Source organism: Streptomyces echinatus (assembly GCF_014203595.1).
GTDB classification, from domain to species: domain Bacteria; phylum Actinomycetota; class Actinomycetes; order Streptomycetales; family Streptomycetaceae; genus Streptomyces; species Streptomyces echinatus.
On sequence record NZ_JACHJK010000001.1, the window covers coordinates 732,303 to 758,586 of the forward strand.

At 72.4% G+C, this 26,284-nt stretch carries 25 protein-coding genes and 1 pseudogene; 11 read left to right on the top strand and 15 right to left on the bottom strand.

The features are described 5' to 3' along the window. Window positions 1–156 precede the first annotated feature (156 nt). Together FHS34_RS03165 and FHS34_RS03170 are read left to right on the top strand one after the other, a co-directional pair. The gene (locus FHS34_RS03165) at window positions 157–1,098 is read left to right on the top strand and encodes an SCO2400 family protein (RefSeq protein ID WP_184960292.1); all 942 of its coding nucleotides are present in this window, start codon (window positions 157–159) and stop codon (window positions 1,096–1,098) included. A gap of 242 nt (window positions 1,099–1,340) precedes the next feature. Beyond that, window positions 1,341–2,501, top strand: coding sequence for a serine hydrolase domain-containing protein (locus FHS34_RS03170; RefSeq protein ID WP_184960297.1), 1,161 nt, complete (start codon window positions 1,341–1,343; stop codon window positions 2,499–2,501). A gap of 137 nt (window positions 2,502–2,638) precedes the next feature. Here FHS34_RS03170 and FHS34_RS03175 read toward each other — a convergent pair whose 3' ends face one another. Together FHS34_RS03175 and FHS34_RS03180 are read right to left on the bottom strand one after the other, a co-directional pair. After that, window positions 2,639–3,058 (bottom strand): organic hydroperoxide resistance protein, encoded by a 420-nt coding sequence (locus tag FHS34_RS03175; protein ID WP_184960299.1) that lies wholly within the window; start codon window positions 3,056–3,058, stop codon window positions 2,639–2,641. Window positions 3,059–3,156: 98 nt separating this feature from the next. Further along, entirely contained in the window at window positions 3,157–4,185 is a 1,029-nt protein-coding gene (locus tag FHS34_RS03180; protein WP_184960301.1) for an NADP-dependent oxidoreductase, read from the bottom strand. A gap of 89 nt (window positions 4,186–4,274) precedes the next feature. On the opposite strand from FHS34_RS03180, the gene FHS34_RS03185 reads away from it, so the two are divergent. From FHS34_RS03185 to FHS34_RS03195, 3 genes are read left to right on the top strand one after another with little or no spacing between them, the layout of a single operon-like run. After that, window positions 4,275–4,712 carry a MarR family winged helix-turn-helix transcriptional regulator gene (locus FHS34_RS03185; RefSeq protein ID WP_184960499.1) on the top strand — a complete coding sequence of 146 codons (438 nt, stop codon included), beginning with the start codon at window positions 4,275–4,277 and terminating at the stop codon, window positions 4,710–4,712. A gap of 39 nt (window positions 4,713–4,751) precedes the next feature. After that, the gene (locus FHS34_RS03190; protein WP_225817419.1) at window positions 4,752–5,609 is read left to right on the top strand and encodes an EI24 domain-containing protein; all 858 of its coding nucleotides are present in this window, start codon (window positions 4,752–4,754) and stop codon (window positions 5,607–5,609) included. Then, window positions 5,606–6,178, top strand: coding sequence for a LysE family transporter (locus FHS34_RS03195; RefSeq protein ID WP_225817420.1), 573 nt, complete (start codon window positions 5,606–5,608; stop codon window positions 6,176–6,178). The genes FHS34_RS03190 and FHS34_RS03195 overlap by 4 nt, the downstream gene beginning before the upstream one ends. Here the strand turns inward: FHS34_RS03195 and FHS34_RS03200 are convergent. Continuing rightward, a complete protein-coding gene (locus FHS34_RS03200) occupies window positions 6,150–7,406 on the bottom strand; it encodes a pyroglutamyl-peptidase I (RefSeq protein WP_184960713.1) in 1,257 nt (418 codons plus the stop codon). The two genes, FHS34_RS03195 and FHS34_RS03200, sit on opposite strands and share 29 nt — an antisense overlap. 100 nt (window positions 7,407–7,506) lie before the next feature. Beyond that, window positions 7,507–8,088, bottom strand: a complete 582-nt coding sequence (locus FHS34_RS03205; protein WP_184960715.1) for a TetR/AcrR family transcriptional regulator — start codon at window positions 8,086–8,088, stop codon at window positions 7,507–7,509. 103 nt (window positions 8,089–8,191) lie between these two features. On the opposite strand from FHS34_RS03205, the pseudogene FHS34_RS03210 reads away from it, so the two are divergent. Then, window positions 8,192–10,646: pseudogene (locus FHS34_RS03210) on the top strand (glycoside hydrolase family 3 protein). A gap of 305 nt (window positions 10,647–10,951) precedes the next feature. Here FHS34_RS03210 and FHS34_RS03215 read toward each other — a convergent pair. Beyond that, window positions 10,952–11,836: an SGNH/GDSL hydrolase family protein gene (locus tag FHS34_RS03215; RefSeq protein WP_184960717.1), complete on the bottom strand. Its 885-nt coding sequence runs from the start codon at window positions 11,834–11,836 to the stop codon at window positions 10,952–10,954. Between the two features lie 256 nt (window positions 11,837–12,092). On the opposite strand from FHS34_RS03215, the gene FHS34_RS03220 reads away from it, so the two are divergent. Beyond that, complete coding sequence (locus FHS34_RS03220; protein ID WP_184960719.1) at window positions 12,093–12,587, top strand: DUF3145 domain-containing protein; 495 nt, start codon at window positions 12,093–12,095, stop codon at window positions 12,585–12,587. Between the two features lie 90 nt (window positions 12,588–12,677). On the opposite strand, the gene fabF is transcribed toward FHS34_RS03220, so the two are convergent. The 5 genes from fabF to FHS34_RS03245 form a co-directional block, all read right to left on the bottom strand. Continuing rightward, a complete protein-coding gene (gene fabF / locus FHS34_RS03225; protein WP_184960721.1) occupies window positions 12,678–13,940 on the bottom strand; it encodes a beta-ketoacyl-ACP synthase II in 1,263 nt (420 codons plus the stop codon). 106 nt (window positions 13,941–14,046) lie between these two features. Continuing rightward, the gene (locus FHS34_RS03230; RefSeq protein ID WP_004931691.1) at window positions 14,047–14,295 is read right to left on the bottom strand and encodes an acyl carrier protein; all 249 of its coding nucleotides are present in this window, start codon (window positions 14,293–14,295) and stop codon (window positions 14,047–14,049) included. A gap of 81 nt (window positions 14,296–14,376) precedes the next feature. Continuing rightward, complete coding sequence (locus tag FHS34_RS03235; protein ID WP_184960724.1) at window positions 14,377–15,408, bottom strand: ketoacyl-ACP synthase III; 1,032 nt, start codon at window positions 15,406–15,408, stop codon at window positions 14,377–14,379. Window positions 15,409–15,424: 16 nt separating this feature from the next. Further along, entirely contained in the window at window positions 15,425–16,372 is a 948-nt protein-coding gene (locus tag FHS34_RS03240) for an ACP S-malonyltransferase (RefSeq protein ID WP_184960725.1), read from the bottom strand. An 89-nt stretch (window positions 16,373–16,461) separates the two neighbouring features. After that, the gene (locus tag FHS34_RS03245) at window positions 16,462–17,667 is read right to left on the bottom strand and encodes a PucR family transcriptional regulator (RefSeq protein ID WP_184960727.1); all 1,206 of its coding nucleotides are present in this window, start codon (window positions 17,665–17,667) and stop codon (window positions 16,462–16,464) included. Between the two features lie 74 nt (window positions 17,668–17,741). Between FHS34_RS03245 and FHS34_RS03250 the strand changes: the two genes are divergently transcribed. After that, window positions 17,742–18,395, top strand: coding sequence for a pirin family protein (locus FHS34_RS03250; protein ID WP_184961325.1), 654 nt, complete (start codon window positions 17,742–17,744; stop codon window positions 18,393–18,395). 44 nt (window positions 18,396–18,439) lie between these two features. On the opposite strand, the gene FHS34_RS03255 is transcribed toward FHS34_RS03250, so the two are convergent. Then, a complete protein-coding gene (locus FHS34_RS03255; protein WP_184960729.1) occupies window positions 18,440–19,261 on the bottom strand; it encodes a serine hydrolase domain-containing protein in 822 nt (273 codons plus the stop codon). Between the two features lie 173 nt (window positions 19,262–19,434). Here FHS34_RS03255 and FHS34_RS03260 point away from each other — a divergent pair, with 173 nt between their 5' ends. Beyond that, on the top strand, window positions 19,435–19,899 hold the full coding sequence (locus FHS34_RS03260; protein WP_184960731.1) for a MerR family transcriptional regulator: 465 nt from the start codon (window positions 19,435–19,437) through the stop codon (window positions 19,897–19,899). A gap of 122 nt (window positions 19,900–20,021) precedes the next feature. Here FHS34_RS03260 and FHS34_RS03265 read toward each other — a convergent pair whose 3' ends face one another. The 3 genes from FHS34_RS03265 to FHS34_RS03275 all read right to left on the bottom strand — a co-directional run bounded on the left by FHS34_RS03265 (window position 20,022) and on the right by FHS34_RS03275 (window position 22,943). Beyond that, window positions 20,022–20,873, bottom strand: a complete 852-nt coding sequence (locus FHS34_RS03265; RefSeq protein ID WP_184960735.1) for a DUF4429 domain-containing protein — start codon at window positions 20,871–20,873, stop codon at window positions 20,022–20,024. 66 nt (window positions 20,874–20,939) lie between these two features. Next, complete coding sequence (locus FHS34_RS03270; RefSeq protein ID WP_184960737.1) at window positions 20,940–22,157, bottom strand: alpha/beta hydrolase; 1,218 nt, start codon at window positions 22,155–22,157, stop codon at window positions 20,940–20,942. A gap of 159 nt (window positions 22,158–22,316) precedes the next feature. Beyond that, window positions 22,317–22,943, bottom strand: coding sequence for a TetR family transcriptional regulator (locus tag FHS34_RS03275; RefSeq protein WP_184960739.1), 627 nt, complete (start codon window positions 22,941–22,943; stop codon window positions 22,317–22,319). 114 nt (window positions 22,944–23,057) lie between these two features. Here FHS34_RS03275 and FHS34_RS03280 point away from each other — a divergent pair, with 114 nt between their 5' ends. Both FHS34_RS03280 and FHS34_RS03285 read left to right on the top strand, forming a co-directional pair. After that, window positions 23,058–24,677 carry an MFS transporter gene (locus FHS34_RS03280; RefSeq protein WP_184960741.1) on the top strand — a complete coding sequence of 540 codons (1,620 nt, stop codon included), beginning with the start codon at window positions 23,058–23,060 and terminating at the stop codon, window positions 24,675–24,677. Window positions 24,678–24,916: 239 nt separating this feature from the next. Further along, window positions 24,917–25,222 carry a small hydrophobic protein gene (locus tag FHS34_RS03285; protein WP_184960743.1) on the top strand — a complete coding sequence of 102 codons (306 nt, stop codon included), beginning with the start codon at window positions 24,917–24,919 and terminating at the stop codon, window positions 25,220–25,222. Window positions 25,223–25,378: 156 nt separating this feature from the next. On the opposite strand, the gene FHS34_RS03290 is transcribed toward FHS34_RS03285, so the two are convergent. After that, window positions 25,379–26,110, bottom strand: a complete 732-nt coding sequence (locus FHS34_RS03290; protein WP_372478568.1) for a potassium channel family protein — start codon at window positions 26,108–26,110, stop codon at window positions 25,379–25,381. Between the last annotated feature and the right edge of the window lie 174 nt (window positions 26,111–26,284).

Genomic DNA, 26,284 nt, shown 5'->3' on the forward strand with positions numbered 1-26,284 from the left:
ATGTTGGCGTGACAGTAAGGATGGGGCGGCGGGGGTGTCAATGGGTCGAACAGGTAACGGTTTCGGCAAGGCTTTCGATAACTTTTTCGACCTCGCACCAAACCTTCACAGGGGCGCCTGGAACCTGACCCGTGCGGACTCTAGTCTTCCCGCGTCATGGACTACTGCCCCCCGTGCCAACGGCACCTGAACGGCGCCCTGGCCTGTCCCGGGTGCGGCACTCCGGCCGACCGCCTCGCCGTCTTCGCGGCGGCGCCGGCCGCGCACGCGCACGGGCGCACCCACGGGTACGAGCAGAGCCGTGCGCAACCGCCTGCCCCGTACGGGGGTCACTCGTACGAGCGGTCGTACGACGAGTCGTACAGCGAGCCGTATCGCGAGGCCTACGGCGAGCCGCACCCCGAACCGTACGGCGGCCACGGCGAACCGGAAGACCCGGAGGGGCCGGACGGGCCGGACGGCCGGGACGAGCCGGTCCGGTCGGAGGAGGGCGACGAGGACGACCGGGAGTTCGCCGAGGACGACGCTCCCGCCGGCCGGCGCGTCGCCGGCCGCGCCGACGCCCGTGCCGCCGGCAGCCGGCGGGACCGCAAGGCCGCCGTCCACCGCCGTCGCCGTCGCCGTACCCTGCTGGTCGCGGCCGGTTTCGTGCTCGCGGCCGGCGGGCTCAGCCTCGCCGAACTCGGCACGGACGCCCCCTTCTCGCCCTTCACCACCGGCGACACCCCGGCCCCGGCCGGGGACACCGCGGCGGACGGCGGCGCCGCCTCCACCCTGCCGGACCACACGGCCGAACCCCTCGACGCCACCTCCGGCATCACCCCGAGCCACGGCGGGTCCGCCTCCCCGGACGCCTCCGCCTCACCGTCCGCCTCCGGGTCCCCGCGGGACGAAAAGGACTCCGCGTCCCCCTCCGCCCAGGACACCGGCACACCCCGGCAGTCGGCCACGACGGGTTCCGGTGCGACCGCCCCCACCCCGGCCGCCCCGCCCGGCACACCGCCCGCGAGCCCGACGGCGGCCCCGACGACGGCCGACCCCACCCCCGAGCCGACACCCACCAAGACCTGTGACCGCTTCCTGTGGTGGTGCACCTGACCCGCGCCCCGGCGCACCTGACCCGCGCCCCGGCGCACCCGCACCCCCGCGTTCCTCCGGCGACCCGCACCCCGGCGCACCCGCGTTCCCCCGGCCGTCCGGGGCCTTCGTGACATCCGGGAGCCCGCGGCAGTTGAGTCGAACAGGCACGTCCCGCCGTACCGGTCCCCGGAAACGCCCGACGCCGGCGCGGGCGTTGTGCCGGGGGCGGCAGCGGGCAGCGGATCGGCCGAGGAGAGTGGATGACGCAGGAGAGCACCGTCCGGGGCACGGTCGCCGAGGGTTTCGAGACGGTGCGCGAGGAGTTCGCCGCCGTCGTCGCCGAGGAGGCGGGCGACCACGAGGCCCAGTTGTGCGCGTACGTCCACGGGCGTCGCGTCGTGGACCTGTGGGCCGGCGCGGGTGTGACGGGTGACTCGCTGTACGGCGTGTACTCGGCCACGAAGGGCGCGGCCCACCTGGTCACCGCGCTGCTGGTGCAGGACGGCACCCTGGAGGTGGACCGCAAGGTCACCTACTACTGGCCGGAGTTCGCCGCCGAGGGCAAGGGCGCGCTGACCCTGCGCGACCTGCTCGCGCACCGGGCGGGGCTGGTCGGCACCGACACCGGCTTCAGCCTCGCCGAGCTGGCCGACGACCGGGTGATCGCCGAGCGCCTCGCCGACCAGCGGCCGTTCTGGCGGCCTGGCACGGCCTTCGGGTGTCACGCACTGGTGATCGGCGCGCTGACCGGTGAGATCGTCCGCCGGGCGACGGGCCGCACGCTCCAGGAGGTGTACGAGGAGCGGGTCCGGGTCCCCCACGGCCTCGACCTCCACCTGGGTCTGCCGGCCGCGCACGAGCCCCGCTTCCGCCCGGTCCTGCCCCTGCGGCCGACTCCCGCGCAGCGGGCGCGGCTCGACGCCGTGCCGGCCGGCCCGCACACCCTCACGTCGATCGCCTTCAACCGGCACGGCGCGGAGCCCACCGACCTGGAGAGCCTGCCGAACGAGCGGCTGATCCGGGCCAGGGGCCCCGCCTCGGTGGGCGGGACCGGCTCGGCACGCGGCCTCGCGGGCATGTACGCGGCGATGATCGGCGAGGTGGACGGCAGAGCCCCCTTGCTGAAGGAGGACACGCTCGCGGAGTTCGCCCAGATCCACTCCGTGGGGTACGACCTGGTGGCCCGCGGCCACCAGGCCTTCGGCCTCGGCTTCCAGGCGACCGCGGACACCTGGCACCCCTTCCTGGGCGCCGGCGCGCTGGGCCACAGCGGCGCGAACGGCGTCCAGGCCTTCGCGGACCCGCGCAGCGGGCTCGCCTACGGCTATGCGCGCAGGCGGTTCGCGTTCCCGGGCGGAGCCGCGCCGGAGAACGACAGGCTGGCGGCCGCCGTCCACCGGGCGGCACTGGCGATGCCCTGAAGGGGCGCGGGGAACCGAGCCAGAACCGCCGGCGGCCCGCACCCGGTGACGTACCGGTTCCGGGCGGCGGCCGTGGGCGCGAAGCAGCCGCACCCCACGTCCAGGGGTGCGGCTGCCGCTGTGCGCAACGACGAAGGTCAGACCAGCGTCACGGTGATGTTGCCGCGGGTCGCCTTCGAGTAGGGGCACACCTGGTGCGCCTTCTCGACGAGTTCCCGGGCGGTCGCCTCGTCGACGTTCGGGATGCTGGCCGAGATCTCCACGATGATCCCGAAACCGTCGTCGTTCTTGCCGATACCGACCTTGGCCGTGACCGTGGAGCCGGAGACGTCGGCGCCCTCCTGCCGGGCCACGACGCCGAGCGCGCCCTGGAAGCAGGCGCTGTAGCCGGCGGCGAACAGCTGCTCCGGATTCGTGCCGGCGCCGTTGCCGCCCAGCTCCTTGGGCGGGTTGACGACCACGTCGAGCTTGCCGTCGTCGGTGGCGACCCGGCCGTCGCGGCCGTTCTCCGCGGTGGCGACGGCGGTGTACAGGACGTCGGACTGCGTGATGGGCATGCGGTTGTCTTCCTCCTCGGTCCGCCGTGACTCGCGCCCACGATCGACGACGGATGATTTCGGAAAGAAGTTACCGCATGCCGAAAACGTCGTGAAGGCTAGAGCTTGACGACCATCTTGCCGATGTTGTCGCCGCGCAGCACTCCGAGGAACGCCTCGAGGTTGTTCTCGATGCCCTCGACCACGGTCTCCCGGTACTTCAGCGCGCCCGAGGCGACCCACGGGCCGACCTCCTGGACGAACTGCGGCTGCAGGTCGTAGTGGTCGCCGACCAGGAAGCCCTCGATCCGGCCGCGGGTCTGGATCAGCCGGGCGAGGTTCCGCGGGCCGGGGGCGGGCTCGGTGTTGTTGTAGACCGAGATCATGCCGCAGACCGCGATCCGGCCGCCCTGGTTCAGTGACCCGATGGCGGCCTCCAGGTGGTCCCCGCCGACGTTGTCGAAGTAGACGTCGACGCCGTCGGGCGCGGCCTGCCGCAGCTGCTCGTCGACCGGGCCGTTCTTGTAGTTGAAGGCGGCGTCGAAGCCGTACTCCTCCACCAGCAGCTTGACCTTCTCGTCGGACCCGGCCGAGCCGATGACCCGGGAGGCGCCCTTGAGCTTGGCGATCTGGCCCACCTGGCTGCCGACGGCGCCGGCCGCGCCCGACACGAACACGACGTCGCCCTCCTTGAAGGAGGCGGTGCGCAGCAGCCCGGCGTAGGCGGTCAGGCCGGTCATGCCGAGGACGCCGAGGTACGCCGACAGGGGCACGGCCTCCGGGTCGACCGTCACGGCCGGGACGGCCGTCGGGCCCACCTTGACGGCGTTCTTCGCGTCCACCGCGGCGTACTCGCGCCAGCCGAAGAAGTGCAGGACGTGGTCGCCGACGGCGATGCCCTCGGCGTTCGACTCGATCACCTCGCCGACCGCGCCGCCCTGCATGACCTTGCCCAGCTCGAAGGGGGCGGCGTACGACTTCGCGGCACTCATGCGGCCGCGCATGTACGGGTCGACGGAGAGGTACTTGTTCCGCACCAGCACCTGGCCCTCGCCCGGGGTCGGGACCGGCGCCTCGACCAGGGCGAAGTCCTCGGGCTTCGGCCAGCCGACGGGACGGCTGAGCAGGTGCCACTCGCGGTTGATCATGACGGAGCCTTTCCAATTTACTTCAGAACCTGAAACAACCATGCGCCTGAATATTTCATGATGTCAAGTAACCGGGTATCCTGGTGGGCATGTCCACCCCATCGCGTACCCACCGCCCCGACGCCCTCACCATGGAGGTGGTCGAGCTGATCGGTGACGTCGTGGCCCGCTTCTACGCGGACTACGAGAAGGCGGCGGGCGAGCACGCGCTGACCGGCCCGCAGGCCCGGCTCCTCAGCCTGCTCTCGCTGGAGCCGCTGCCGATGCGCAAGCTGGCGCAGAAGCTGAAATGCGAACCGTCGAACGTGACCGGGATCGTGGACCGTCTGGAGTCCCGCGGCCTGGTGGAGCGCCGCCCCGACCCGGCCGACCGCCGGGTGAAGGTGGCCGCCGCCACCGGGGAGGGCCGGCAGATGGCCCGGGACCTGCGCGAGGGCTTGCACTTCGCCCGCGAGCCGCTCGCCGGACTGTCCGAGGAGGAGCGGCGCTCCCTGCGGGACCTGCTGCACCGCATGCTGGCCGACTGACCCCCCACCCGGCCGCACCGAGCCAGTAGAGTCCTCGCCATGCGTGATCTTGGGGTGGGATTCGGTTATCTGCTGAAGGGCCAGCGGTGGGTGGCGCGGCACGGCCGCCAGTACGGGTTCGGGCTGCTGCCCGGCCTGATCACACTGGTGCTGTACGCGGCGGCACTGGTCGCCCTCGCCCTGTGGGGCGCGGACGCCGTCAGCTGGGCGACCCCGTTCGCGGACGACTGGGGGAGCCCCTGGCAGGGCCTGTTCCGCGGCTTCCTGACGGCCGTCCTCTTCGCCCTCGGCCTGCTGCTGGCGGTGCTGACGTTCACCGCCGTCACCCTGCTGGTCGGCCAGCCCTTCTACGAGAACCTCTCGGAGACGGTCGACGCCGACGTCTCGCCCGACGGCACCGCTCCCCGGTCCGGCCTCCCGCTCTGGCGCGAGCTGTGGATCTCCGCCCGGGACAGCCTGCGCGTGCTGGTCCGGGCCGCCCTGTGGGGCGTGCTGCTCTTCGCCCTCGGGTTCCTGCCCTTCGTCGGCCAGACCGTCGTACCCGTGATCGGCTTCTTCGTCACCGGCTTCTTCCTCACCGAGGAACTCGCCGCCGTGGCCCTGCAGCGCCGGGGCGTCGAACTGCGCGCCCGCCTCACCCTGTTCCGCTCCCGCAAGACCCTGGTCTGGGGCTTCGGCACCCCCCTGGGCCTGGCCTTCCTGGTTCCCTTCGCCGCGGTGTTCCTGATGCCGGGCGCGGTCGCGGGCGCCACACTCCTCGCCCGTGACCTGCTGGGCGAGGAGAGCGCCGCCGACGACCCCGCCGCACCCGGTGCTCCCGGTGGCCGGCCGGACACGGAGGACGTCACCCCGAGACCCAGATACTCGCCGTCGCCGTCATCACGGTCCTCGCCGTGATCGCCCCCGGCGCGGACTTCGCGATGATCGTCCGCAACAGCTACCTGTACGGCCGCCGCACCGGTCTGCTCGCCGCCGTGGGCGTGGCGGCGGGCGTCCTGGTCCACGTCACGTACACCCTGCTCGGCGTCGGCCTGCTGATCGCCTCCTCCACCGCCCTGTTCACGGTGATCAAGCTGATCGGCGCCACCTACCTGGTGTACGTCGGCGTCCGCACCTACCGCACCCGCGGCGAGCTGCGCATCGACCTGGACGACAAGCGGGAGCTCACCCCGCTCGCCGCCCTGCGCGCCGGCTTCCTCACCAACGTGCTCAACCCGAAGACGACCCTGTTCGTCGTCTCCACCTTCGCCCAGGTCGTCAGCCCGGACACCCCGCTCTGCCAGCAGGCGGGCTACGGCCTGTTCATGTCGCTGGCCCACCTGCTGTGGTTCGGCGTGGTCGCCGCGTTCTTCTCGCACTCCCGGATGCGTGCCGTGATGCTGCGCGGCCAGAAGGTCCTCAACAAGGTGATCGGTTCCGTCCTGGCCGGCCTCGGCATCAGCCTCGCGTTCGCTCCGTCGCACTGAGCGCGACGGTCACGATCGACCGCGTCTGCGCGATGATGTCCAGCCGGTTGCGCACGAACTCCGGGTCGGTGACCGTGCCGGCGGCCGGGTCGGTGTTGCCGGCGCCGAACTGCAGCACGGGCGTGTGCACATGCCCGCCCGGCAGGGAGTCGTGCAGTCCGAGCCGGTCCCGCAGCAGGGTGGCCCGGTAGGCGATCTCGTTGGAGAGGTAGTCACCACCGCCCCCGGCCCGGGCGGTGGAGCCGGGGGTCGGTCCGTCCGGCCGCACCACGGGACCGGTGCCCGGCCCGGCCGGGATCTCGGTCACCTCCGTGTGGTCGTAGACCGGGAAACGCCCCGTCCGCGCGGCCACGACGGCCGCGTACGGCAGCGTGGTGCCCGTCCACTGGGGCTGGGTCGCCGGGTCGGCGACCGGGACGGTCTCCGTGCGCGAGACGTCGTCGTTGTCCGGGAAGCCGCCGCGCCAGGCGCCGTTGGTGCGTTCGACGTCGAACCGGCCGACGCGGCCCTGGCTCACGGTCGTGAACAGGTCGACGTGCGGCAGGTGGGGCCGCAGCGTCCGCTCCACCGTGCCCTCGGCGAAGTCCTGCCAGCGCACCGGGAACACGGCGGTCTCGACGCGCGCCGGGCCCCGCGCCGTCCGGATCACCGTGCCGTCGAGCGCGAGCGCGGCCGCCCCGGACGGGTTGGAGATGCGGATGTCCCGGTCGAGCGTGAAGGGGTCGAAGCCGGTGAGCAGCACGCGCCGCAGATGCCCCTTCTCCGGGTGACGGATGTCGGTCTGCCCGCGCGAGGTCCGCTCCAGCCGGTCGAGCAGCGCCGTCCGCCGGGCTTGGGTGAGGCCGAACCCCGGTTCCCAGGTGCGCACCTCCCGGGTCATCCCCAGCCGTGCCCAGTACAGCGGCCGGTCGTCGTCCCGGGAGAGATCACCGCCGGCCGGCCCCCGCCCCTGTGCCCGGTCCACGGCCCGCCGCCACAGCGCGGAACCCTCCCGTGCGACGACCCGGCGGGCCTCGGCGTAGGAGCGCGCGCGCTCCAGTGCGCGGCCGAACTCCGGTGCCGCGTCGTCGAATCCGGAACGCCTGAGGATCTCCTGCGGGACGGCCCCGTCGAGCCGCCGCTCCTCGGCGGTCGGGGAGGGCGCCGCCGAGGCGGTCGTGACGGGAACGGACAGGGCGGCCGACAGGGCCAGGCCGAGCACGCCGATGCGAAGCCGTATACGTAACAAGGCGGTTGAGACCTTCCGTCGCTGTGGGGCGCGTGGTTCGGTGGACGGCGGCAGTATGACGCAGACGCCGCGCAGCCGCGCCCCCCTCGGACCGTTCCCCTCAGTCCGCCCGTTCCCCCAGCAGCCGCAGGAAGTCCCGGAACGCCCCCGGCATGTCGACCGACTCGGGGTCCAGGAGCCACTGGTACTGCAGGCCGTCCATCACGGCGATGAGCAGGGGGGCGGTGCGTTCCGGGGTGAGGCCGTTCGGCAGCCGGTCGCCGTACTCGCCGCGCAGGACCTCGGTCATGGACTCCCGGACCCGCGCGTACCGTTCGGTGAAGTAGGCCCGCGCCGGGTGCCCCTCGGTCACGCTCTCGCCGAGCAGCGCGGAGAAGGTCTGGATGATCGCCGGACGCATCGCGTTGTACTCGACCAGCGAGGCCAGCAGGTCCACCCGCCACCGCGAGTCCGGCACCGCGTCCCACCGGTCCCGCTCCTGGAGCACCGCCACCAACAGCGCGTCCTTGGTGGGGAAGTGGTGCAGCAGGCCCTGCTGGGTGAGTCCGACGCGCTCGGCCACCGCGGCCAGGCTCGCGCCCCGGTAACCGCGCTCGGCGATCACCTCCAGGGCGGCTCCGACGATCTCCGCGCGCCGTTCCTCGCTCCTGACCCTCGCGTTCATGACGTCACCGTACGGCATGCCGGGTGACCCCAGATGACGGCAGGATAACGAAACCTACCACTCTACAGGGAATGCGGGCACGATGGGGGCACCTGCAGCGACTCGACGAGGAGGAACCGCGATGGCGGGATCCCAGCCCACCCCGGCCGAGAAGGCCCGCGAGGCGGCCGTGGAGGCCGCCCTCGGCACCCTCGGCCTCGACGCCAAGGCCCGGCTGCTGGCCGGCCAGGACATGTGGACCCTGCCCGCGCTGCCCGAGATCGGTCTGCGGTCCCTGGTCATGTCCGACGGCCCGATCGGCGTCCGGGGGCGTCCGCTGGACCGCCGACGACCCCTCCGTCGCCCTGCCCTCACCGACCGCGCTCGCCGCCACCTGGGACCCGGAACTCGCCCGCCGCGCCGGCGTGCTGCTCGCCCAGGAGGCCCGCCGCAAGGGCGTCCACGTCCTGCTCGCCCCCACGGTCAACCTGCACCGTTCCCCGCTCGGCGGACGCCACTTCGAGTGCTACAGCGAGGACCCGTACCTGACCGGCGCGATCGGCAGCGGCTATGTGTCCGGCGTCCAGTCCGGCGGAGTCGGCACCACCGTCAAGCACTTCGTCGCCAACGACGCCGAGACCGACCGCTTCACGGTGAACAACCTGGTGCCCGAACGCGCCCTGCGCGAGCTGTACCTGGCGCCCTTCGAGACCATCGTGGAGAACGCCCGCCCATGGGGCGTCATGACCGCCTACAACACGGTCAACGGCACGACCATGACCGAGCACCACCACCTCGTCAACGAGGTCCTGCGCGGCGAATGGGGCTTCGACGGCGTCAACGTCTCCGACTGGATGGCCGCCCGGGACACCGTGGCGGCCGTCAACGGCGGTCTCGACGTCGCCATGCCCGGCCCGCGGACCGTGTACGGCCCCGCCCTCGCCCAGGCAGTGCGCGACGGCAGGGTCGCCGAGGCCACCGTCGACGCGGCCGTCCGCCGCGTGCTGCGCCTCGCCGCCCGCGCGGGCGTCCTGGACGGCGCCGAACCCGCCGTCACCGAACCGCCCGCGCCCGTCGACGGCGAGGCCCTGGCCCGCGAGATCGCCCGCCGCTCCTTCGTCCTCGTCCGCAACGAGCGCGCCGCCCTGCCCCTGCGGCCGGGCGGTACCGTGGCCCTGATCGGCGCCGCCGCACGCGACGCCCGCGTCCTCGGCGGCGGCTCCGCCACCGTCTTCCCGGCCCGGATCGTGTCCCCGCTCGACGGCCTCACCGCCGCCCTCCCCGAAGGCACCCTCGGCTACGCCGTCGGCGCCGACCCGGCCACCGAACTGGCCGTCGCCGATCAGGGCTTCACCCTGCGGGCGGTCTGCCGGGACGCCGCCGGCGAGGTCATCGGCACCCGCTCCGCCCCGGGCGGCCTCATCCAGTGGACGGGCACCGACCTCCCCGACGGCGTCACCCATGACTCCCTCCACAGCATCGAGCTGACCGGCACCTTCACCCCGCGCGAGTCCGGCCCGCACACCTTCGGCATCAAGGGCACGGGCGGCTTCACCCTCGCCGTCGGCGGGACGACGTACTACGACGACGACCAGCGCCCCGAGAAGGAGGGCCCCTTCGAGACGCTCTTCGGCGCCCCGGTGCCCCGCGCCGAGGCCGAGCTGACCGCCGGCGAACCGGTCGAGGTCTCCCTGACCCACGTCGTCCGGCTCCCCGAGAGCCTCCCCATGAAGGTCATCGCCTTCGCGCTCGCCCACTGCGGCCCCCGGCGCGACGCGGACGAGCTGATCGCCGAGGCCGTCGAGGCCGCCCGCGGCGCGGACACGGCGGTCGTCATGTTGGCCACCACCGACCGCGTGGAGTCCGAGGGCTTCGACCGCGTCGACCTGCGGCTCCCCGGCCGCCAGGACGACCTGGTCCGCGCGGTCGCCGCCGCCAACCCGAACACCGTCGTGGTCGTCAACTCCGGCTCCCCGGTGGAACTCCCCTGGCGGAACGAGGCCGCCGCCGTCCTGCTGACCTGGTTCCCCGGCCAGGAGGGCGGCGCAGCCCTCGCCGACGTCCTCACCGGCGCCCACGAGCCCGGCGGCCGGCTCCCCACCACCTGGGGCTCCCTCGCCGACGCCCCCGTCACCCGGGTCGTCCCCGCCGACGGCGAGCTGCCGTACGACGAGGGCGTGTTCATCGGCCACGGCGCCTGGGAGAAGGCCGGCCGGACCCCGTCGTACCCCTTCGGCCACGGCCTCGGCTACACCGGCTGGGCGTACGAGTCCCTGGAGCTCTCCGTCGGCGCCGACGGCATCACCGTCCGCGTCCGCGTGCGCAACACCGGCGAGCGGGCCGGCCGGGAGGTCGTCCAGGTCTACGTCGGCCCGGACGGGTCCGTCCCCGAGCGCCCGGCGCGCCGGCTGGCCGGCTTCGCGTCCGTCGAGGCCGGGCCCGGCGAGAGCGCCGAGGCGACCGTGGAGCTTGCGCGCCGCGTCTTCGAGGTCTGGGACGCGCCGGCGAAGGCGTGGGCGTTTGTGAAGGGTTCGTACGAGATCACCGCCGGACGCTCGATCGCCGACCGCAGGCTCACCGCGCCGATTAACGTCTGATCCGGGACAGTCCCCGCGCACCGCGGACAGAGTCCCCCCACGAGCAGCCCCGGTCCGGGACCTGACCCCTGGACCGGGGCTCGCGCCCGTCAGGGCCTCTCGTTCGGACCATGCCGGGCTCGATCCAGACGAAAGACCCTAGGACGGGCCCGGGCGGACCGGCGTCCCCTCCCGCACCCCGAAGCCGTACACCGTCTCGGACCGGAAGACCTCGCCGGGCCGCAGGACCGTGCTCGGGAACTCCGGGCGGCTGGGGAGTCCGGGAAGTGCTGCGTCTCCAGGGCGGTTCACGTGGGAACCCTGGGTCAGGGGTTCCGTGCCGTGACCCTCCGGTACGCGATCTCCGCCAGCTCGGCCTGGCCGTCCCTGCTGGGGTGGAACCAGTCCCAGTGGCTGAGCTGGTCCGTGCCGAAGCGGAAGTCGTACACCGCGTTGTCGTCGAAGCGGCAGCGGCGGTCCTTGGCGCACACCTCCGCGAGCACCTTGTTGTACTCCACCACCCGCTGCTGCACGCTGTCCCGGCGCACCATCGCCGCGCTGGTCAGATCGTCCGCGTCGGCCAGCATCGACGGACAGATGCCCAGCTTCCACACCTGCTTGCCCAGCATGTTCGTCCGGCCCTCGGACCACAGCCGCTTCAGGTTCGGCACGCTCGACACGTACACCTGCGTCTTCGGCAGCGCCGAGCGCAGGGTGCCCATCGCCTCCTCGAAGTCCGCGCGGAACTCGGCCACCGAGGTCATCGCCGACGCCGAGGACCGGCAGGCGTCGTTCCCTCCCACCATCACCGTCACCAACTCCGGGTCGTGGGCGGCCGCCTGCTCCATCTGCTCGGGCAGGTCGGCCATCCGGGCGCCGGTCACCGCGTGGTTCCAGCTGCGCTCCGCCGCCCCCGCCGCGCCCAGCAGCCGCACCGCCAGGCTGTCCACCCGGGCGTCGCCGCCCGTCGCCCACGACGCCTCCGGGCAGTCCGACAGGACCGTGCACGCGTCGAAGCCGCGGGTGATGGAGTCACCCACCGCGGCGATCGAGTCCGGGCTGCGGTCCCACAGCGGGGCCCGGGCCGCTCGCGCCTTCGTGGGCTCCGCCCGCGGCGAGCCCCCGCCCCCGCCGTCACAGCCGGCGGCCCCCAGCACCATGGCCGCCACGACGGTGAGAGCGGCTCGCACACGGTGGCTTCGCTTCCGCATCCCTGCTGTTCTCCTCGCTCGACGGTCCGGCACTCCCTCACATAACAACGTGCGAGGGTTCCCGGCCGGGCGCCCGGGAACGGCGCACCCCCGCACAAGCGTCCCCCTGGGTGAATGGCGACGGTTTCCTGGCACCGGGACCGACGGTACGTCACACTCCTTGCGCCGCCGCAGGGTAGCCTCGCCATCAACGCGGCCGTCGTGCCACTGCCGCCCAGCCAGACCGCAAGATGTCCCGCTCTGCCCGGAGGTTCCGGTGACGACACGTGGAGTTCTGTACGTGCACTCCGCGCCGCGCGCGCTGTGCCCGCACGTCGAGTGGGCCGTCGCCGGGGTGCTCGGCACGCGCGTCAGCCTGGACTGGATCCGGCAGCCCGCGGCACCCGGCACCTGGCGCTCGGAGTTCTCCTGGCAGGGCGAGGCCGGCACGGCCTCCAAGCTCGCCTCCGCGCTGCGCGGCTGGCACCTGCTGCGCTTCGAGGTCACCGCGGAGCCCTGCCCGACCGCCGAGGGCGAGCGCTACAGCTGCACCCCCGACCTGGGCATCTTCCACGCCGTCACCGGTATCCACGGCGACATCCTGATCCCCGAGGACCGCCTGCGCGCGGCCCTGACACGCTCTCAGCGGGGCGAGACGGACCTGGAGGCCGAGCTGGCCAAGCTCCTCGGCAAGCCCTGGGACGACGAACTGGAGCCCTTCCGCTACGCGGGCGAGGGAGCACCGGTGCGCTGGCTGCACCAGGTGGTGTAGAGCACCCCGCGGCCGGCTGCGAAGCGGCCCCACCGACGGCGATGGCCCGGTCTCCGTCGAAGGAGACCGGGCCATCGAACGTCACGTGACTCAGATCGTCCGGAACGCCAGCACCACGTTGTGCCCGCCGAACCCGAACGAGTCGTTCAGCGCGGCGATGCGGCCCTCGGGCAGCTGACGCGCCTCACCGGTCACCACGTCCGCGTTGACCTCGGGGTCGAGGTTCTCCAGGTTGATCGTCGGCGGAGCCGTACGGTTCGCCAGCGCCAGGATCGACGCGACGGTCTCGATGCCGCCGGCGCCACCGAGCAGGTGACCGGTCATCGACTTGGTCGCGGAGATCGCCATGTGGTCGACGTCGTCGCCGAACACCTTCCGCAGCGCCTTGATCTCGGCGACGTCACCCTGCGGCGTGGACGTGGCGTGCGCGTTCACGTGCACGATCTCGGCCGGCTTGAGGTCGGTGCTGTCCAGCAGGTTCTGCAGCGCGTGCGCGATCCCGTTGCCGGACGGCTCCGGCTGCGTGATGTGGTGGCCGTCGGCGGAGATGCCCTGGCCGACCGCCTCGGCGTAGACCCGGGCGCCGCGGGCCTTCGCGTGCTCCTCGGACTCCAGGACGATCACACCGGCGCCCTCGCCGAGCACGAAGCCGTTGCGGTCGGCGTCGTAGGGACGCGAGGCGCCCTGCGGGTCGTCGTTGTTCTTGGACATCGCCATCATGTTGCCGAAGGCGGCGATGGGAAGCGGGTGGATGGCGGCCTCGGTGCCACCGGCCACGACCACGTCCGCACGCCCGGTGCGGATCATCTCGATCGCGTACCCGATGGCCTCCGCGCCGGAGGCGCAGGCCGACACCGGGGTGTGCACACCGGCGCGGGCACCCAGCTCGATGCCGACGTTGGCGGCCGGGGAGTTGGGCATCAGCATCGGCACGGTGTGCGGGGAGACACGGCGTACGCCCTTCTCCTTGAGCACGTCGTACTGGTCCAGCAGCGTCGTCACGCCGCCGATGCCGGAGGCGATGACCGCACCGAGACGGTCGGGGTTCACGGACGCGTCCTCACCGGCCTTGGCGGTGAAACCGGCGTCCTTCCAGGCCTCCTGAGCGGCGATCAGCGCGAACTGCGCGGACCGGTCCAGTTTGCGGGCCTGCGGCCGGGGCAGGACCTCGCCCGGCTCTACGGCGATCTGCGCGGCGATACGGACCGGCAGGTCCGCCGCCCACTCCTGTTCGAGGAGGCTGACACCGGGCGTGCCGGCGACCAGGGCCTCCCAGAACGAGGCTGCGTCGCCACCCAGCGGTGTGGTTGCGCCGATACCGGTGACGACCACGGTGCGATTGGTCGGGCTCACGGGAATTCTTTCTCCAACGGATACGGGAGGACTACCCCCGCGTCTGCGGGGATTACGGCGCCACCGCCGGGTGGCGGGGCTTGCAGCCTGGGGCCTACGGGATGGCTCAGGCCTGGTGCTTGAGGATGTAGTCGGTCGCGTCGCCGACGGTCTTGAGGTTCTTGACGTCGTCGTCCGGGATCTTCACGTCGAAGCGCTCTTCAGCGGCGACGACGACCTCGACCATGGACAGCGAGTCGACGTCCAGGTCGTCGGTGAAGGACTTGTCCAGCTGGACGTCCTCAACCGGGATGCCGGCGATCTCGTTCACGATTTCGGCGAGACCGGCGACGATCTCTTCCTGAGTGGCGGCCATGTCAGGCGCTCCTTCTTAGATATTCCAGACGGTTTGTGGCAGTTGTATCCGCTCCGGACCGCATGATCCGGCACGGAGTGCCTAGGGGAGGGTAACGACCGTGGCGGCGTAGACGAGACCCGCCCCGAATCCGATGACGAGCGCGGTGTCGCCGCTCTTCGCCTCCCCGGTCGCCAGGAGCCGCTCCATCGCGAGCGGGATCGAGGCGGCCGAGGTGTTGCCGGTGGTGCGGATGTCACGGGCGACCGTGACGTGCTCCGGCAGCTTCAGTGTCTTCACCATCGAGTCGATGATCCGCACATTGGCCTGGTGCGGGATGAAGACGTCCAGGTCGTCCGGGCTGATTCCGGCCGCGTCCAGCGCCTGCTGGGCGACCTTCGCCATCTCGAACACGGCCCAGCGGAACACCGCCTGGCCCTCCTGCGTGATCGCAGGGAACTTGACGTTGCCCTCGCTGTCGAGGGGCAGCGTGGAGACGTCGCCGACGTGGAAGCGGTCCCAGGGGACGGTCTGCTTGATGGTCCCGGACTTGTCGCCCTCGGAGCCCCACACGGTCGGGCCGATCGCCGGCTCCTTCGAGGGGCCGACCACGACCGCGCCGGCGCCGTCACCGAACAGGAACGCGGTCGCGCGGTCCTCCAGGTCGGTCAGGTCGCTCAGCCGCTCCACACCGATGACGAGCACGTACTCGGCGGAACCTTCCACCACCATGCCCTTGGCGAGGGTCAGGCCGTAGCCGAAGCCCGCGCAGCCGGCCGAGATGTCGAAGGCGGCGGCCTTGTCGGTGCCGATCCTGTCGGCGATCTCGGTGGCGACGGCCGGGGTCTGGCTGAAGTGCGAGACGGTCGAGACGACCACCGCGCCGATCTGCTCGGCGTCGATGCCCGCGTCGGCGATCGCCTTGCCGGCGGCCTCCACGGACATCGCGGCGACCGTCTCCTCGGGACCGGCCCAGTGCCGGGTCTCGATGCCGGAGCGGGAGCGGATCCACTCGTCGGACGAGTCGATCTTCTCGAGGATCACCTCGTTCGGCACCACCCGGGTCGGCCGGTAGCCGCCGACGCCGAGGATGCGCGCATACGGGGCGCCCTTGCTGGGCTTGATCTTCGACATGCTCTCGGGCTCCTTGTCAGGCGCCCGCCGCGTCAGCGGCAGGTGTGGACGCCTCCGCGATGAGCTCGCGAGCGGCGTCGAGGTCGGCGGGGGTCTTCAGGGCGAGTGTCTTCACACCGGGCAGGGCCCGCTTGGCCAGGCCGGTCAGGGTGCCGCCCGGGCACACCTCGATGAGCGCGGTGGCGCCCTGCTTCTGGAACGTCTCCATGCACAGGTCCCAGCGGACCGGGTTGGCGACCTGGCCGACCAGCCGGTCCAGCACCTCGGCGCCGGACGCGACGGTCCGGCCGTCCTTGTTGGAGACGTAGGTGACCCGGGGGTCGGCCGGCGACAGTTCCGCCGCGGCCTTGGCCAGGGTCTCGACCGCGGGGGCCATGTGACCGGTGTGGAAGGCGCCGGCGACCTTCAGCGCGATGACCTTGCGGACGCCCTCGGGCTTGTCCTCGTTCAGCGCGGCCAGCTGCTCCAGCGTGCCCGCGGCGACGATCTGGCCCGCGCCGTTGATGTTCGCCGGGGTCAGGCCCAGCTTCTCCAGGTGCGGGAGGGTCACCTCGGGCTCGCCGCCGAGGAGCGCCGCCATACCGGTCTCGGTGACCGCGGCGGCGTCGGCCATGGCCAGACCCCGCTTGCGGACCAGATCCAGGGCGGCGGTGTCGTCCAGGACTCCGGCGAAGGCGGCGGCGGTGATCTCGCCGACGCTGTGGCCCGCGACCGCGCCCGGGGCGATCTCGGCGATGTCACCGAGTGCCGCGGCGGACAGGAGACCGGCGGCGACCAGCAGCGGCTGGGCCACGGCGGTGTCACGGATGGCGTCGGCGTCGGCCTGGGTGCCGTAGTGGACAAGATCCAGGCCGATGGCGTCCGACCATGCGGCGACGCGGTCCGCGGCACCGGGCAGTTCGAGCCAGGGAGTCAGGAAGCCGGGCGTCTGGGCGCCCTGGCCGGGAGCGACGAGTACGAGCACTCTCACACTCTCTCTTGGGGACGGGCACGGCCGCCCGTGAGGACAGGGACGAAGAACACGAAGGGCTTTTGTGGGCCCCCGACAAAACCCTATGCCTGGGCTTCACCGTCGGCCAGACGCCCCAGGATGAGGGCGATCCGCAGTGTGAACGCGGATCGTACATCCGATGGCGACCAGCCGGTGACGTCTGTCACACGTCGGAGCCGGTAGCGCACGGTGTTCGGGTGAACGAAGAGCATCCTCGCCGCGCCTTCCAGGCTGCTCGCCTGCTCCAGGTAGACACTCAGGGTTTCCAGGAGGGCCGAGCCCGCCTCCTCCAACGGTCTGTAGATCTCCTCCACCAGCTGCTCGCGGGCGCCCGGATCGCCCGCGATGGCGCGCTCCGGCAGGAGATCGTCCGCCAGGGCCGGCCGCGGCGCGTCCTGCCAGGCGGAGCAGGCCTTCAGCCCGGCGGCGGCGGCCTGCGCGGACCGGGGGCCGGCCAGCAGGTCGGGCACCACGGGACCCGCGACGACCGGCCCGGCGGCGAACGGCCCGATCAGCGACTTGGCGACGGCGAGAGGGTTGTCGCTGCCGCCCGCGATGACCACGAGCCGGTCCCCGAGCACCCCGGTGAGCACCTGCAGCTTGGCGTGCCGGGCGGCCCGCCGGATGGCCTCCACGGTCAGCTCGCTGTCCCCGTCGGGCGCGGTCCCGAGCACGACACAGACATGCTCGGGCGAGTTCCAGCCGAGCGCCGCGGCCCGGCTCACGGCCCCCTCGTCCGCCTCCCCGCTGAGCACGGCGTTCACGACCAGCGACTCCAGCCGGGCGTCCCAGGCACCCCGTGCCTCGGCGGCCTGGGCGTACACCTGGGCGGTGGCGAAGGCGATCTCCCGGGCGTACACCAGCAGCGCCTCACGCAGCACGCTCTCGTCCCCGGGGGCCGCCACCTCGTCGATGGCGGACTCCATGACCTCGATCGTGGTGCGCACCATCTCCACGGTCTGCCGCAGCGTGATGGCCCGGGTCAGCTCGCGCGGCGCCGTGCCGAAGACGTCCGTGGAGATCGCCTGGGGCGCGTCCGGGCGCCGGAACCACTCCGTGAAGGCCGCGATGCCGGCCTGGGCGACGAGGCCGATCCAGGAACGGTTCTCCGGTGGCATGGCCCGGTACCACGGCAGGGTCTCGTCCATGCGCGCGATGGCCTGTGCGGCGAGACTCCCGGAGGACTTCTCCAGCCGCTTCAGGGTCGCGGAGTGCTGATGGACGTCGTGGGCTGCGGGACCGCCGTGGTGGGATTCGGGTTCGGGCACGGGGACAAGACTGCCTTATCGGGACGGGCCCGTGCGTAGCCGGGTCAGGGCTCAGGTCTACGGTGGTGCCCGTGATGGACGTACGGCGCGCCGGCGAGCGCTACCGCGGAGGGGACCCGGAGGCCGGGATCGACACCCGCCACGCCTTCTCCTTCGGCCCGCACTACGACCCCGGGAACCTGCGCTTCGGCGCGGTCGTCGCCTGCAACGAGGAGCGGCTGGCCCCCGGCGCCGGTTTCGACGAACACCCCCACAGCCACACCGAGATCGTGACCTGGGTGGTCGAGGGTGAGCTGACCCACCGCGACTCGACGGGCCACGAGACGCGGGTACGCCCCGGGGACCTCCAGCACCTCAGCGCGGCGGCGGGGGTACGGCACGCGGAACGCAACGACGGCGACGCCCCCCTCACCTTCGTCCAGATGTGGCTGACGCCACGCGAACCGGGCGGCGACCCCTCGTACGTCCTGGTCCCGGGCATCGCCGACGCCACCCCCTACGCCCTCCCGGCCGCGGGCGCGGTGCTGCACGTGCGCCGCCTGGCACCGGGGGAGCGGACGGCGGTCCCGGCCGCGGCGTACGTGTACGTGCACGTGGTGCGCGGTGAGGTCCTGCTGGCCGGGGAGACGCTGGGAGCGGGCGACGCGGCGCGGATCACGGGAGCGGAGGGCGCGGAGGCGGTGGCGGTGGCCTCCGCGGAACTGCTGCTGTGGGAGATGGCGCCCTAGGCTCTTTTCGTCCGGATCCCGCCGGGCGCCCGCGCGGCGCTCCCTCAGCCCCGCAGCTCGGCGAGGACCGCGTCCGTGAACACCGGCCACGCCTCGGTCGCCCAGGGGCCGAACGCGCGGTCCGTCAGGGCGACTCCGGCCACCCCTGCGTCCGGGTCGACCCACAGGAACGTACCGGACTGCCCGAAGTGTCCGAAGGTGCGCGGTGACGACGAACCCCCCGTCCAGTGCGGGGACTTGTGGTCACGGATCTCGAAGCCCAGACCCCAGTCGTTCGGGTTCTGGTGGCCGTACCCGGGCAGCACGCCCTTCGTCCCGGGGTACTGCACGGTCATCGCCGCCGCAACCGTCCGCGGATCCAGCAGCCTCGGTGCCTGCACCTCCGCCGCGAACCGCAGCAGGTCCTCGACGCTCGACACCCCGTCCTTCGCCGGCGAGCCCTCGAGGGACGTCGCCGTCATGCCCAGCGGCTCCAGCACGGCCTGCCGCAGATACTCCCCGAACGGAATGTCCGTCGCCTTGGCGATGTGGTCCCCGAGCTGCTCGAACCCGGCGTTGGAGTACAGCCGCCGCTCTCCGGGCGGCGCCGTCACCCGGTGCTCGTCGAAGGCCAGCCCGGAGGTGTGCGCGAGCAGATGGCGGACCGTCGACCCGGGCGGACCGGCCGGCTCGTCCAGCTCGACCGCGCCCTCCTCGTAGGCGACGAGCGCCGCGTAGGCCGCCAGCGGCTTGGTGACGGAGGCGAGCGGGAAGCGGTGTCCCACGGGACCGTGCGTCCCGAGGACGGTCCCGTCCGCTCGTACGACACCCGCCGCCGCGGTGGGGACGGGCCAGTTCTCGGTCAGCGCCAGGCTCTGCAACGACATGCGTCCGAGCCTATGCGGCTCACGGCGGCAGCCGCACCGACGGGTCCGGATCCCGGATGAAGCCCGGCGAGGCGCACAGCGGCTCGGCCTCCGGCGAGTGGGGCCCGGCCGGTGCGGATTTCTTACCGGGGGCCGCTTGCTTGGAGTGCACTCGAAGGTCATAGCGTGGGGGCATGACGGTGATGCAGACCACGCCGGCGGCCACCGAGCGCGCCACTCCCGCCGACATCTGCTCCGCTCCGCCCCGACGCCACCCCCGCCCCGACGGGCAGGACCGGTACACGATCAGCGAGGTCGTCGCGTTCACCGGTCTCACCGCGCACACCCTGCGCTGGTACGAGCGGATCGGCCTGATGCCGCACGTGGACCGCTCGCACACCGGCCAGCGCCGCTACAGCAACCGCGACCTGGACTGGCTGGACTTCGTGACCAAGCTCCGGCTGACCGGCATGCCGGTGGCGGACATGGTCCGGTACGCGGAACTGGTCAGGCAGGGCGAGGACACGTACGGGGAGCGGCGGGCCCTGCTGGAGTCCACCCGCCGGGACGTGCTGAACCGGATCGCCGAACTGGGCGACACGCTCGCCGTGCTCGACCGGAAGATCAGCTTCTACTCGACGGAGGAGACCGCCCGCTGACCCGGCCCGGGCCGCCGCGACCGGGCGGGCATGGCCGGGGAGCTGCGCCTGGATCAGGCCTGACCGGGGCGCGGTGCCAGGGCCCGCGAATCCGGCCTGATCCGAGTGAGAGCCCTGGAGCCCTAGAGCTCGGCCAGCAGCTCGGCCTTCTTGGAGGAGAACTCCTCGTCCGTCACCAGCCCGGCCTGGTGCAGTTCCCCGAGATGCCGGATCCGCTCGGCGATGTCGGCCGGGTCACGCCGCGACGGAGCGACCGGCACCGAGGTGACCGCGGCGCGGGAGCGCATCGCGGCCAGGACCGCGGCGGCGAACGGCAACGACTCGTGCACCGGCCCGTACCCCAGCCCGAACACCACCGAGGCGGGATCCTGGTCGGGCTGCGCGGGCGCCGCCGCGTCGGCCGAGCGCCTGATCAACCGCAGGTGCCCCTCGAACACCTCCGGTGACCGCCACTCCAGCCCGCTCAGGTCGGCGACCGCGAAGCTCTGGTCGCCCGCCTTCCACTTCGCCGAGGACGCCCCCGTCCAGGACCAGCGGAACTGCACGGACGTCCCGTCGAAGGACGCCTTCCCGTCGTACGCCTTGAACTGCAGCGGTGTCTCGGGCGGCGCCACCAGGTGCCGTTCGGCGGGACCGGACTCGGTCAACAGCCCCTTCAGCTCGTCGGCGTAGTACTCGGCGAGGGTCTCCCGCTCGGCCGGCAGCACCAGCCGGTAGGGGTCGGAGCCCTCCTTCAGCTGCCCGTCGGCCGCCTCCATCAGCGGATCGGCGCCGGGGCGTGGCCGCAGGCTCAGGACGACCGTGCCGCGCCTGCCCGGGGCGAGGGTCACGCCCTCGACCGCGGACAGCGGGATCCGCCGCTCGCCGAGCGCCTGGAACAGCTTCGGTGTTCGAATCCCCCGTTCGTAGCGGATGAGCACGGAGTCGGACTCGAACTCCCAGACGGCATGAAAACCCGCCAGTACGTCACCCATGCGGCTCATCGTATGCGGCACGTGCTCCTCCGTCGCCACCCGCGCAGACCGCACTTCCTGCTGTTTCTACGCGCGTCCGGCCGTCGTCGTGCCGGACAGACCGGACCGGCACGCATCGTCCTCCCGTGCGCACGTGACCGCGCCGTACGCGCCCACGCCGATGCCGGCGAGGTTGCGCAAGCTGTCCGTGCCGGGTGTGAAGTAACCGCTGTGACCCTGGGCGTCCCGGGCCGACAGCACTCGCGCGCCGAACCCGGACGACACCGGGTCGGCGCCGTGGCCGAGGCCGCCCAGCTCCAGATACGGCACGTCCTGCACCCAGTCGCTGGCGTCCCGCATGGCCCACACCCGGGCCGTCGTGCCCAGGTGGGAGGCCTTCGTGACGCGCATGCCGGGGCTCGCGGCCACCGCTATGTCGGAGACCCGGCGGGGCATGCCGTGCGCGGCCACCCCGCAGAGCACCGAGCCGTAGCTGTGACAGAACATCGACACCGGGGACCGGCCGGGCAGGGCGCGCAGCAGCCGGTTCAGCCGTACGGCGCCCTCCGCGGCGCGCAGGCCGGTGGCCGCGTCCACCCCGATCCCGTCGGGGGAGGTGTAGTCGGCCCAGGCGATCACGGCGGTACGGGTGCCGGGACTCTCGGTGCGCTCGGCCGCGTACAGGGCCTTGGCCATGCCGACCGGGGCGCTGTACGGGCGGTAGGTCCGCTGGAAGGTGAGCAGGTCGGTGTCGACACCGGGGACGACGACCGAGATCCGGCGGGCCGCCTCGAGGTCGCCGAACACCTCGGCGATCCGGCCCGAGCCCTCGGGGTCGAAGGCCAGGATCTGCCGGCCGGAGCTCAGCAGGGACTCGTAGCGGTGCATGCGCTGGCCCGCGTCCTGCTGGCCGGCCGGGCTGAGCCGGCTGTCGTGCATCCGTTTCCGCTCGACCTTGCGGGCCTGCTCCAGCGCGACGCGGTTGGCCCGGTAGCGCAGGGAGACGGGGGCGCCGTTCATGTTGCCGACCGCGAGCGGATAGCGGTGGGCGAGACGGTCGCGGTCGTGGGGGGTGAGCCGGGCGAAGAACCGGCCGAGGTGCGCCGGGCCGGCCTCGGGGTCCGGCAGCGGGAGGCCGTGGAGGTGACCGTGCTCCCACTTGGCGAGCGAGGTCTGCAGCGCCGACGACTCCCGGTGCGTGCGCAGGGCGGTCCAGCCGGTGGTCGCGAGCATCACGAACACCACGGCCAGTGCGAGAGTTGCGCGCCAGACGTTGAGTTGCGGGGAGGTGTCGAAGGAAGTCACTGGGAGGACACACTAGGAGAACGAGCGGGTCTCGGGGTAACCGAGTGGCAGGGATCACGTTTTGGGCGACGGGGGACACGGTGCCGACGATCTCGGGGCGGCCGCGCCACAGTTCACCGCACGCCGCGCCCCGCTCCACCGGACGCACCGTCAACGACCTCAGCTGGTGCGCCAGTTTCCCGTGAGCGCCGAACCCACCTGATCGAGGTACGTCGCGGTGAGCATACGGATCGATTCCAGGCCGAAGTCCTCACTCGTGCACCAATGCCGTTCGGTGACCCTTATCACCCCGCCGAACACGGCCACCGCCAGCCGGGGCCGCGGATCGGCGTCGACGTCGACGCCCTCCCGCTCGGCCAGCACCCGCGCGAGGGTCTCCTCCGTGGCCGCCGACCGGCGCAGATGGGCGGCGAGCAGCGCGGGCGTCGACTCGATCGACCGGTACATGCGCAGATGCAGCTCGACCGGGACGACCGACTCGACGGTCTCGCGGATCGTGTCCCAGCCCTCCAGGAAGGCCTGCCGCAGGGCCTTCATCGGCGCCTCGTGCGGCGGACGCGCGCGTACGGCCGCCACGAAGGCCTCCTCCGTCATCGCCTGGACCGCGAAGGCCGCGTCCTCCTTGCCCGCGAAATAGCGGAAGAAAGTGCGCTGCGAGACGTCGACGGCCTCGGCGATCTCGTCGATGGTCGTCTGCTCGTACCCCTGCGTGGTGAACAGCTCCAGGGCGGCCCGCAGCAGTGCTTCCCGGGTACGCCGCTTCTTCCGCTCGCGCAGCGTCTCCAATGGCCCCTCTTTCCGTGCACTTTCCTGCGGCCCAGCGTATGCGCCGGTGTCGTGTCAGTCACCGACTAGTGAATTGGTTTGTCAACTGTCAGTGGCTGTCACTAGCCTTCGAGTATGACTAGTCAGACCACCATCGACACCTCGGAGCCGGGCGGCGGAGCGTCATCGGCCCCGGCGGAGCCGACCCCGGCAGCGGGGCTGCGCGGCCATCCGTGGCTCACTCTCCTCACCGTCGCCGTCGGGGTCATGATGGTGGCCCTCGACGGCACCATCGTGGCGATCGCCAACCCGGCGATCGGCCGGGACCTGCATGCCAGCTGGGCCCAGCTGCAGTGGATCACCAACGCCTACTTCCTGGCTCTGGCGGTGTCCCTGATCACCGCCGGCAAGCTCGGCGACCGCTTCGGCCACCGGCAGACCTTCCTCATCGGCGTGACCGGCTTCGCCGCGGCCTCCGGCGCCATCGGCCTCTCGGACAGCATCGCCGCGGTCGTCACGTTCCGCGTGTGCCAGGGCCTGTTCGGCGCGCTGCTGATGCCGGCCGCGCTCGGCCTGCTGCGGGCGACCTTCCCGGCCGAGAAGCTCAACATGGCGATCGGCATCTGGGGCATGGTGATCGGCGCGTCCACCGCGGGCGGCCCGATCCTCGGCGGAGTCCTCGTCGAGCACGTCAACTGGCAGTCGGTGTTCTTCATCAACGTGCCGGTCGGCGCGCTCGCCCTCCTGATGGGCTCGCTGATCCTGCGCGACCACCGCGCCGAGAACGCCCCGCGGTCCTTCGACATCCTCGGCATCGTGCTGCTCTCGGGCGCGATGTTCTGCCTGGTCTGGGCGCTCATCAAGGCTCCGGCCTGGGGCTGGGGGGACGGCAGGACCTGGCTGTTCGTCATCGTCTCGGTCGTCGGCTTCGCCCTCTTCTCCTTCTGGGAGACCAGGGTGAGGGAGCCGCTGATCCCGCTGGCGCTGTTCCGCTCGGTCCCGCTGTCCGCGGGCGTCGTCCTGATGGTCCTCATGGCCATCGCGTTCATGGGCGGGCTGTTCTTCGTCACCTTCTATCTGCAGAACGTGCACGGCATGAGCCCGATCGACGCGGGCCTGCACCTGCTGCCGCTGACCGGCATGATGATCGTGGGCTCCCCGCTGGCCGGCGCGATGATCACCAAGCTCGGCCCGCGGATCCCGCTGGCGGGCGGCATGGCCGTCACCGCGATCGCCATGTACGGCATGTCCACGCTGGAGGAGAACACCGGCAGCGGCGTGATGTCCGTCTGGTTCGCCCTGCTCGGCCTCGGCCTGGCACCGGTCATGGTCGGCGCCACCGAGGTCATCGTCGGCAACGCCCCGATGGAGCTGTCCGGCGTGGCGGGCGGTCTGCAGCAGGCCGCGATGCAGATCGGCGGCAGCCTGGGCACGGCCGTGCTCGGTGCGGTCATGGCCTCCAAGGTCGACAGCACCCTCGCGGACAACTGGGCGGGCTCGGGGCTGCCGAAGCTGCCCCCGCAGCAGCTGCACCAGGCGGCCGAGGCCGTTCAGCAGGGCGTCGCCCCGGTCGCCGAGGGCACCCCGGCGCCGGTCGCCGCGAAGATCACCGAGGTGGCGCACCACACCTTCATCTCGGGCATGAGCCTCGCCTCCCTGGTGGCGGCGGGGGTGGCGGCGGTCGCCGTCCTGGTCGCGCTGCTCACCAAGCGGGGCTCGAACGCCGAGGCGGGCGCGGGCGTGGGTCACATCTGACGCCGCGTTCCATGCCTTTTCCCGGCGGATTTCGCCTATCAGGGTGACTCCGCTAAAGATCCCTGGCTCCCGGCACGCGCCGCAGGTCACAGTGGGTCAAGTCCTCCGCAGGACATGGGAGGACCACTGGGCCGCGGCGCGCGCTGCCGGAGGGGGGTGGCGCGCGCAGGTCTGGCCCCGCGGAACCGGGGTACCCGCCTTTCGAAGCCGAACTGTCCATAGGCCTCAGGGAGTTGATGATGGCAGGCTTCGGGCACGGAACACGCGGGTACCCCCGGTCACGTGGCCGCTCATGGCAACGGACCGGGCCGGACCGCGCGACGCTCGGGATCATCGGCGCCATCTGCGCGGTGGCCGGTTTCTTCGCGCTGGGCATCGTCCTCGGACCGGTCGCGATGTTCTGCGGCTGGCAGTCGATGGGCCGCACCTGGTCCAACGGCCGCGAGGTCCCGGCCCTGGTCGCCCTGATCCTGGGCGCGATCGACACGCTGCTGGCCGTCATCGCCCTGGCGGGCGCGGCCGCGTGGGGCCACGGGCTCCTCTGACCGGCGGCGTCCCGCTCCGGGGCCGCGGCCCGTCCCGGCCGACGGCCCCGGGGGCGTGGACTGTTCCGGCCGACGCCGGCTCACCGTGCACCGGCGTGCGCGGCCGCGGCCGCGGGCATGGGCTCAGGACGCCGGCATCGGTGCGGCGGGCGGGTGTCAGCGCCGTTCCGGGCGCTCCGCGGTCAGCCGGGAGACCTCCGCCCGCAGCAACCGCACCTCTTCGGTCAGCGCGGCGATCGCCTCCGTCTGCCGCCGCTCCTCCACGTCGTCCTTCTCGAACCGCGAGATGAACCAGGCGGCGATGTTCGCGGTCACGACACCCAGGAGCGCGATCCCCGACAGCATCAGGCCGACCGCGATGATCCGCCCGAGTCCGGTCGTCGGCGCGTGATCCCCGTATCCCACGGTCGTCATCGTCGTGAACGACCACCACACGGCGTCACCCAGTGTCCGGATGTTCCCGTGCGGCGACTCCCGTTCCACGGACAGCACGGCGAGCGAGCCGAACATCAGCAGCCCGATCACGGCTCCGACGACATAGGTGGTCAGCCGGATCTGCGGAGCCATCCGCGCCCGCCGGCCCACCAGCAGCAGCGTCGACACCAGCCGCAGCAGCCGTAGCGGCTGGAGGACCGGCAGCACGACCGCGCACAGGTCCAGCCAGTGCCGCCGGACGAACTCCCGGCGCTGCGGGGCCAGCGCCAGCCGGACCAGGTAGTCGACGGCGAACGCTCCCCACACCACCCACTCCACCGCCGTGCACGCGGCCGTCACGGAGGGACCGGCGGAGGCGTCTACGATCGGCACGGCGTAGGCGACGGCGAAGGCCACCGCGAGCGCCAACAGCGGCCGCTGGGTATGCCGCTCCCACCCCGCCTGCGGGGACATCTGCTCCATGCCCGCAATCGTAAAGAAACCGTAAGCCCCCAGAAGAACCAACGCCCCCGCACCCCCCGAAGGGGCGCGGGGAACGGCGCGATCGGCCCCCACGGGCCGGCGGATGCCCACGGCGCGAACCTCCGGTGGATTCCACAGCCCGCACCGACAGGCCGGGCCGGGCGC

What these genes read in the sequence shown, in the direction of transcription:
- FHS34_RS03165 (WP_184960292.1), top strand. Translation starts at nt 157, where the DNA reads ATGGACTACTGCCCCCCGTGCCAACGGCACCTGAACGGCGCCCTGGCC.
- FHS34_RS03170 (WP_184960297.1), top strand. Translation starts at nt 1,341, where the DNA reads ATGACGCAGGAGAGCACCGTCCGGGGCACGGTCGCCGAGGGTTTCGAG.
- FHS34_RS03175 (WP_184960299.1), bottom strand. Translation starts at nt 3,058, where the DNA reads ATGCCCATCACGCAGTCCGACGTCCTGTACACCGCCGTCGCCACCGCG.
- FHS34_RS03180 (WP_184960301.1), bottom strand. Translation starts at nt 4,185, where the DNA reads ATGATCAACCGCGAGTGGCACCTGCTCAGCCGTCCCGTCGGCTGGCCG.
- FHS34_RS03185 (WP_184960499.1), top strand. Translation starts at nt 4,275, where the DNA reads ATGTCCACCCCATCGCGTACCCACCGCCCCGACGCCCTCACCATGGAG.
- FHS34_RS03190 (WP_225817419.1), top strand. Translation starts at nt 4,752, where the DNA reads ATGCGTGATCTTGGGGTGGGATTCGGTTATCTGCTGAAGGGCCAGCGG.
- FHS34_RS03205 (WP_184960715.1), bottom strand. Translation starts at nt 8,088, where the DNA reads ATGCCGTACGGTGACGTCATGAACGCGAGGGTCAGGAGCGAGGAACGG.
- FHS34_RS03215 (WP_184960717.1), bottom strand. Translation starts at nt 11,836, where the DNA reads ATGCGGAAGCGAAGCCACCGTGTGCGAGCCGCTCTCACCGTCGTGGCG.
- FHS34_RS03230 (WP_004931691.1), bottom strand. Translation starts at nt 14,295, where the DNA reads ATGGCCGCCACTCAGGAAGAGATCGTCGCCGGTCTCGCCGAAATCGTG.
- FHS34_RS03235 (WP_184960724.1), bottom strand. Translation starts at nt 15,408, where the DNA reads ATGTCGAAGATCAAGCCCAGCAAGGGCGCCCCGTATGCGCGCATCCTC.
- FHS34_RS03250 (WP_184961325.1), top strand. Translation starts at nt 17,742, where the DNA reads ATGGACGTACGGCGCGCCGGCGAGCGCTACCGCGGAGGGGACCCGGAG.
- FHS34_RS03255 (WP_184960729.1), bottom strand. Translation starts at nt 19,261, where the DNA reads ATGTCGTTGCAGAGCCTGGCGCTGACCGAGAACTGGCCCGTCCCCACC.
- FHS34_RS03260 (WP_184960731.1), top strand. Translation starts at nt 19,435, where the DNA reads ATGACGGTGATGCAGACCACGCCGGCGGCCACCGAGCGCGCCACTCCC.
- FHS34_RS03265 (WP_184960735.1), bottom strand. Translation starts at nt 20,873, where the DNA reads ATGGGTGACGTACTGGCGGGTTTTCATGCCGTCTGGGAGTTCGAGTCC.
- FHS34_RS03280 (WP_184960741.1), top strand. Translation starts at nt 23,058, where the DNA reads ATGACTAGTCAGACCACCATCGACACCTCGGAGCCGGGCGGCGGAGCG.
- FHS34_RS03285 (WP_184960743.1), top strand. Translation starts at nt 24,917, where the DNA reads ATGGCAGGCTTCGGGCACGGAACACGCGGGTACCCCCGGTCACGTGGC.
- FHS34_RS03290 (WP_372478568.1), bottom strand. Translation starts at nt 26,110, where the DNA reads ATGTCCCCGCAGGCGGGGTGGGAGCGGCATACCCAGCGGCCGCTGTTG.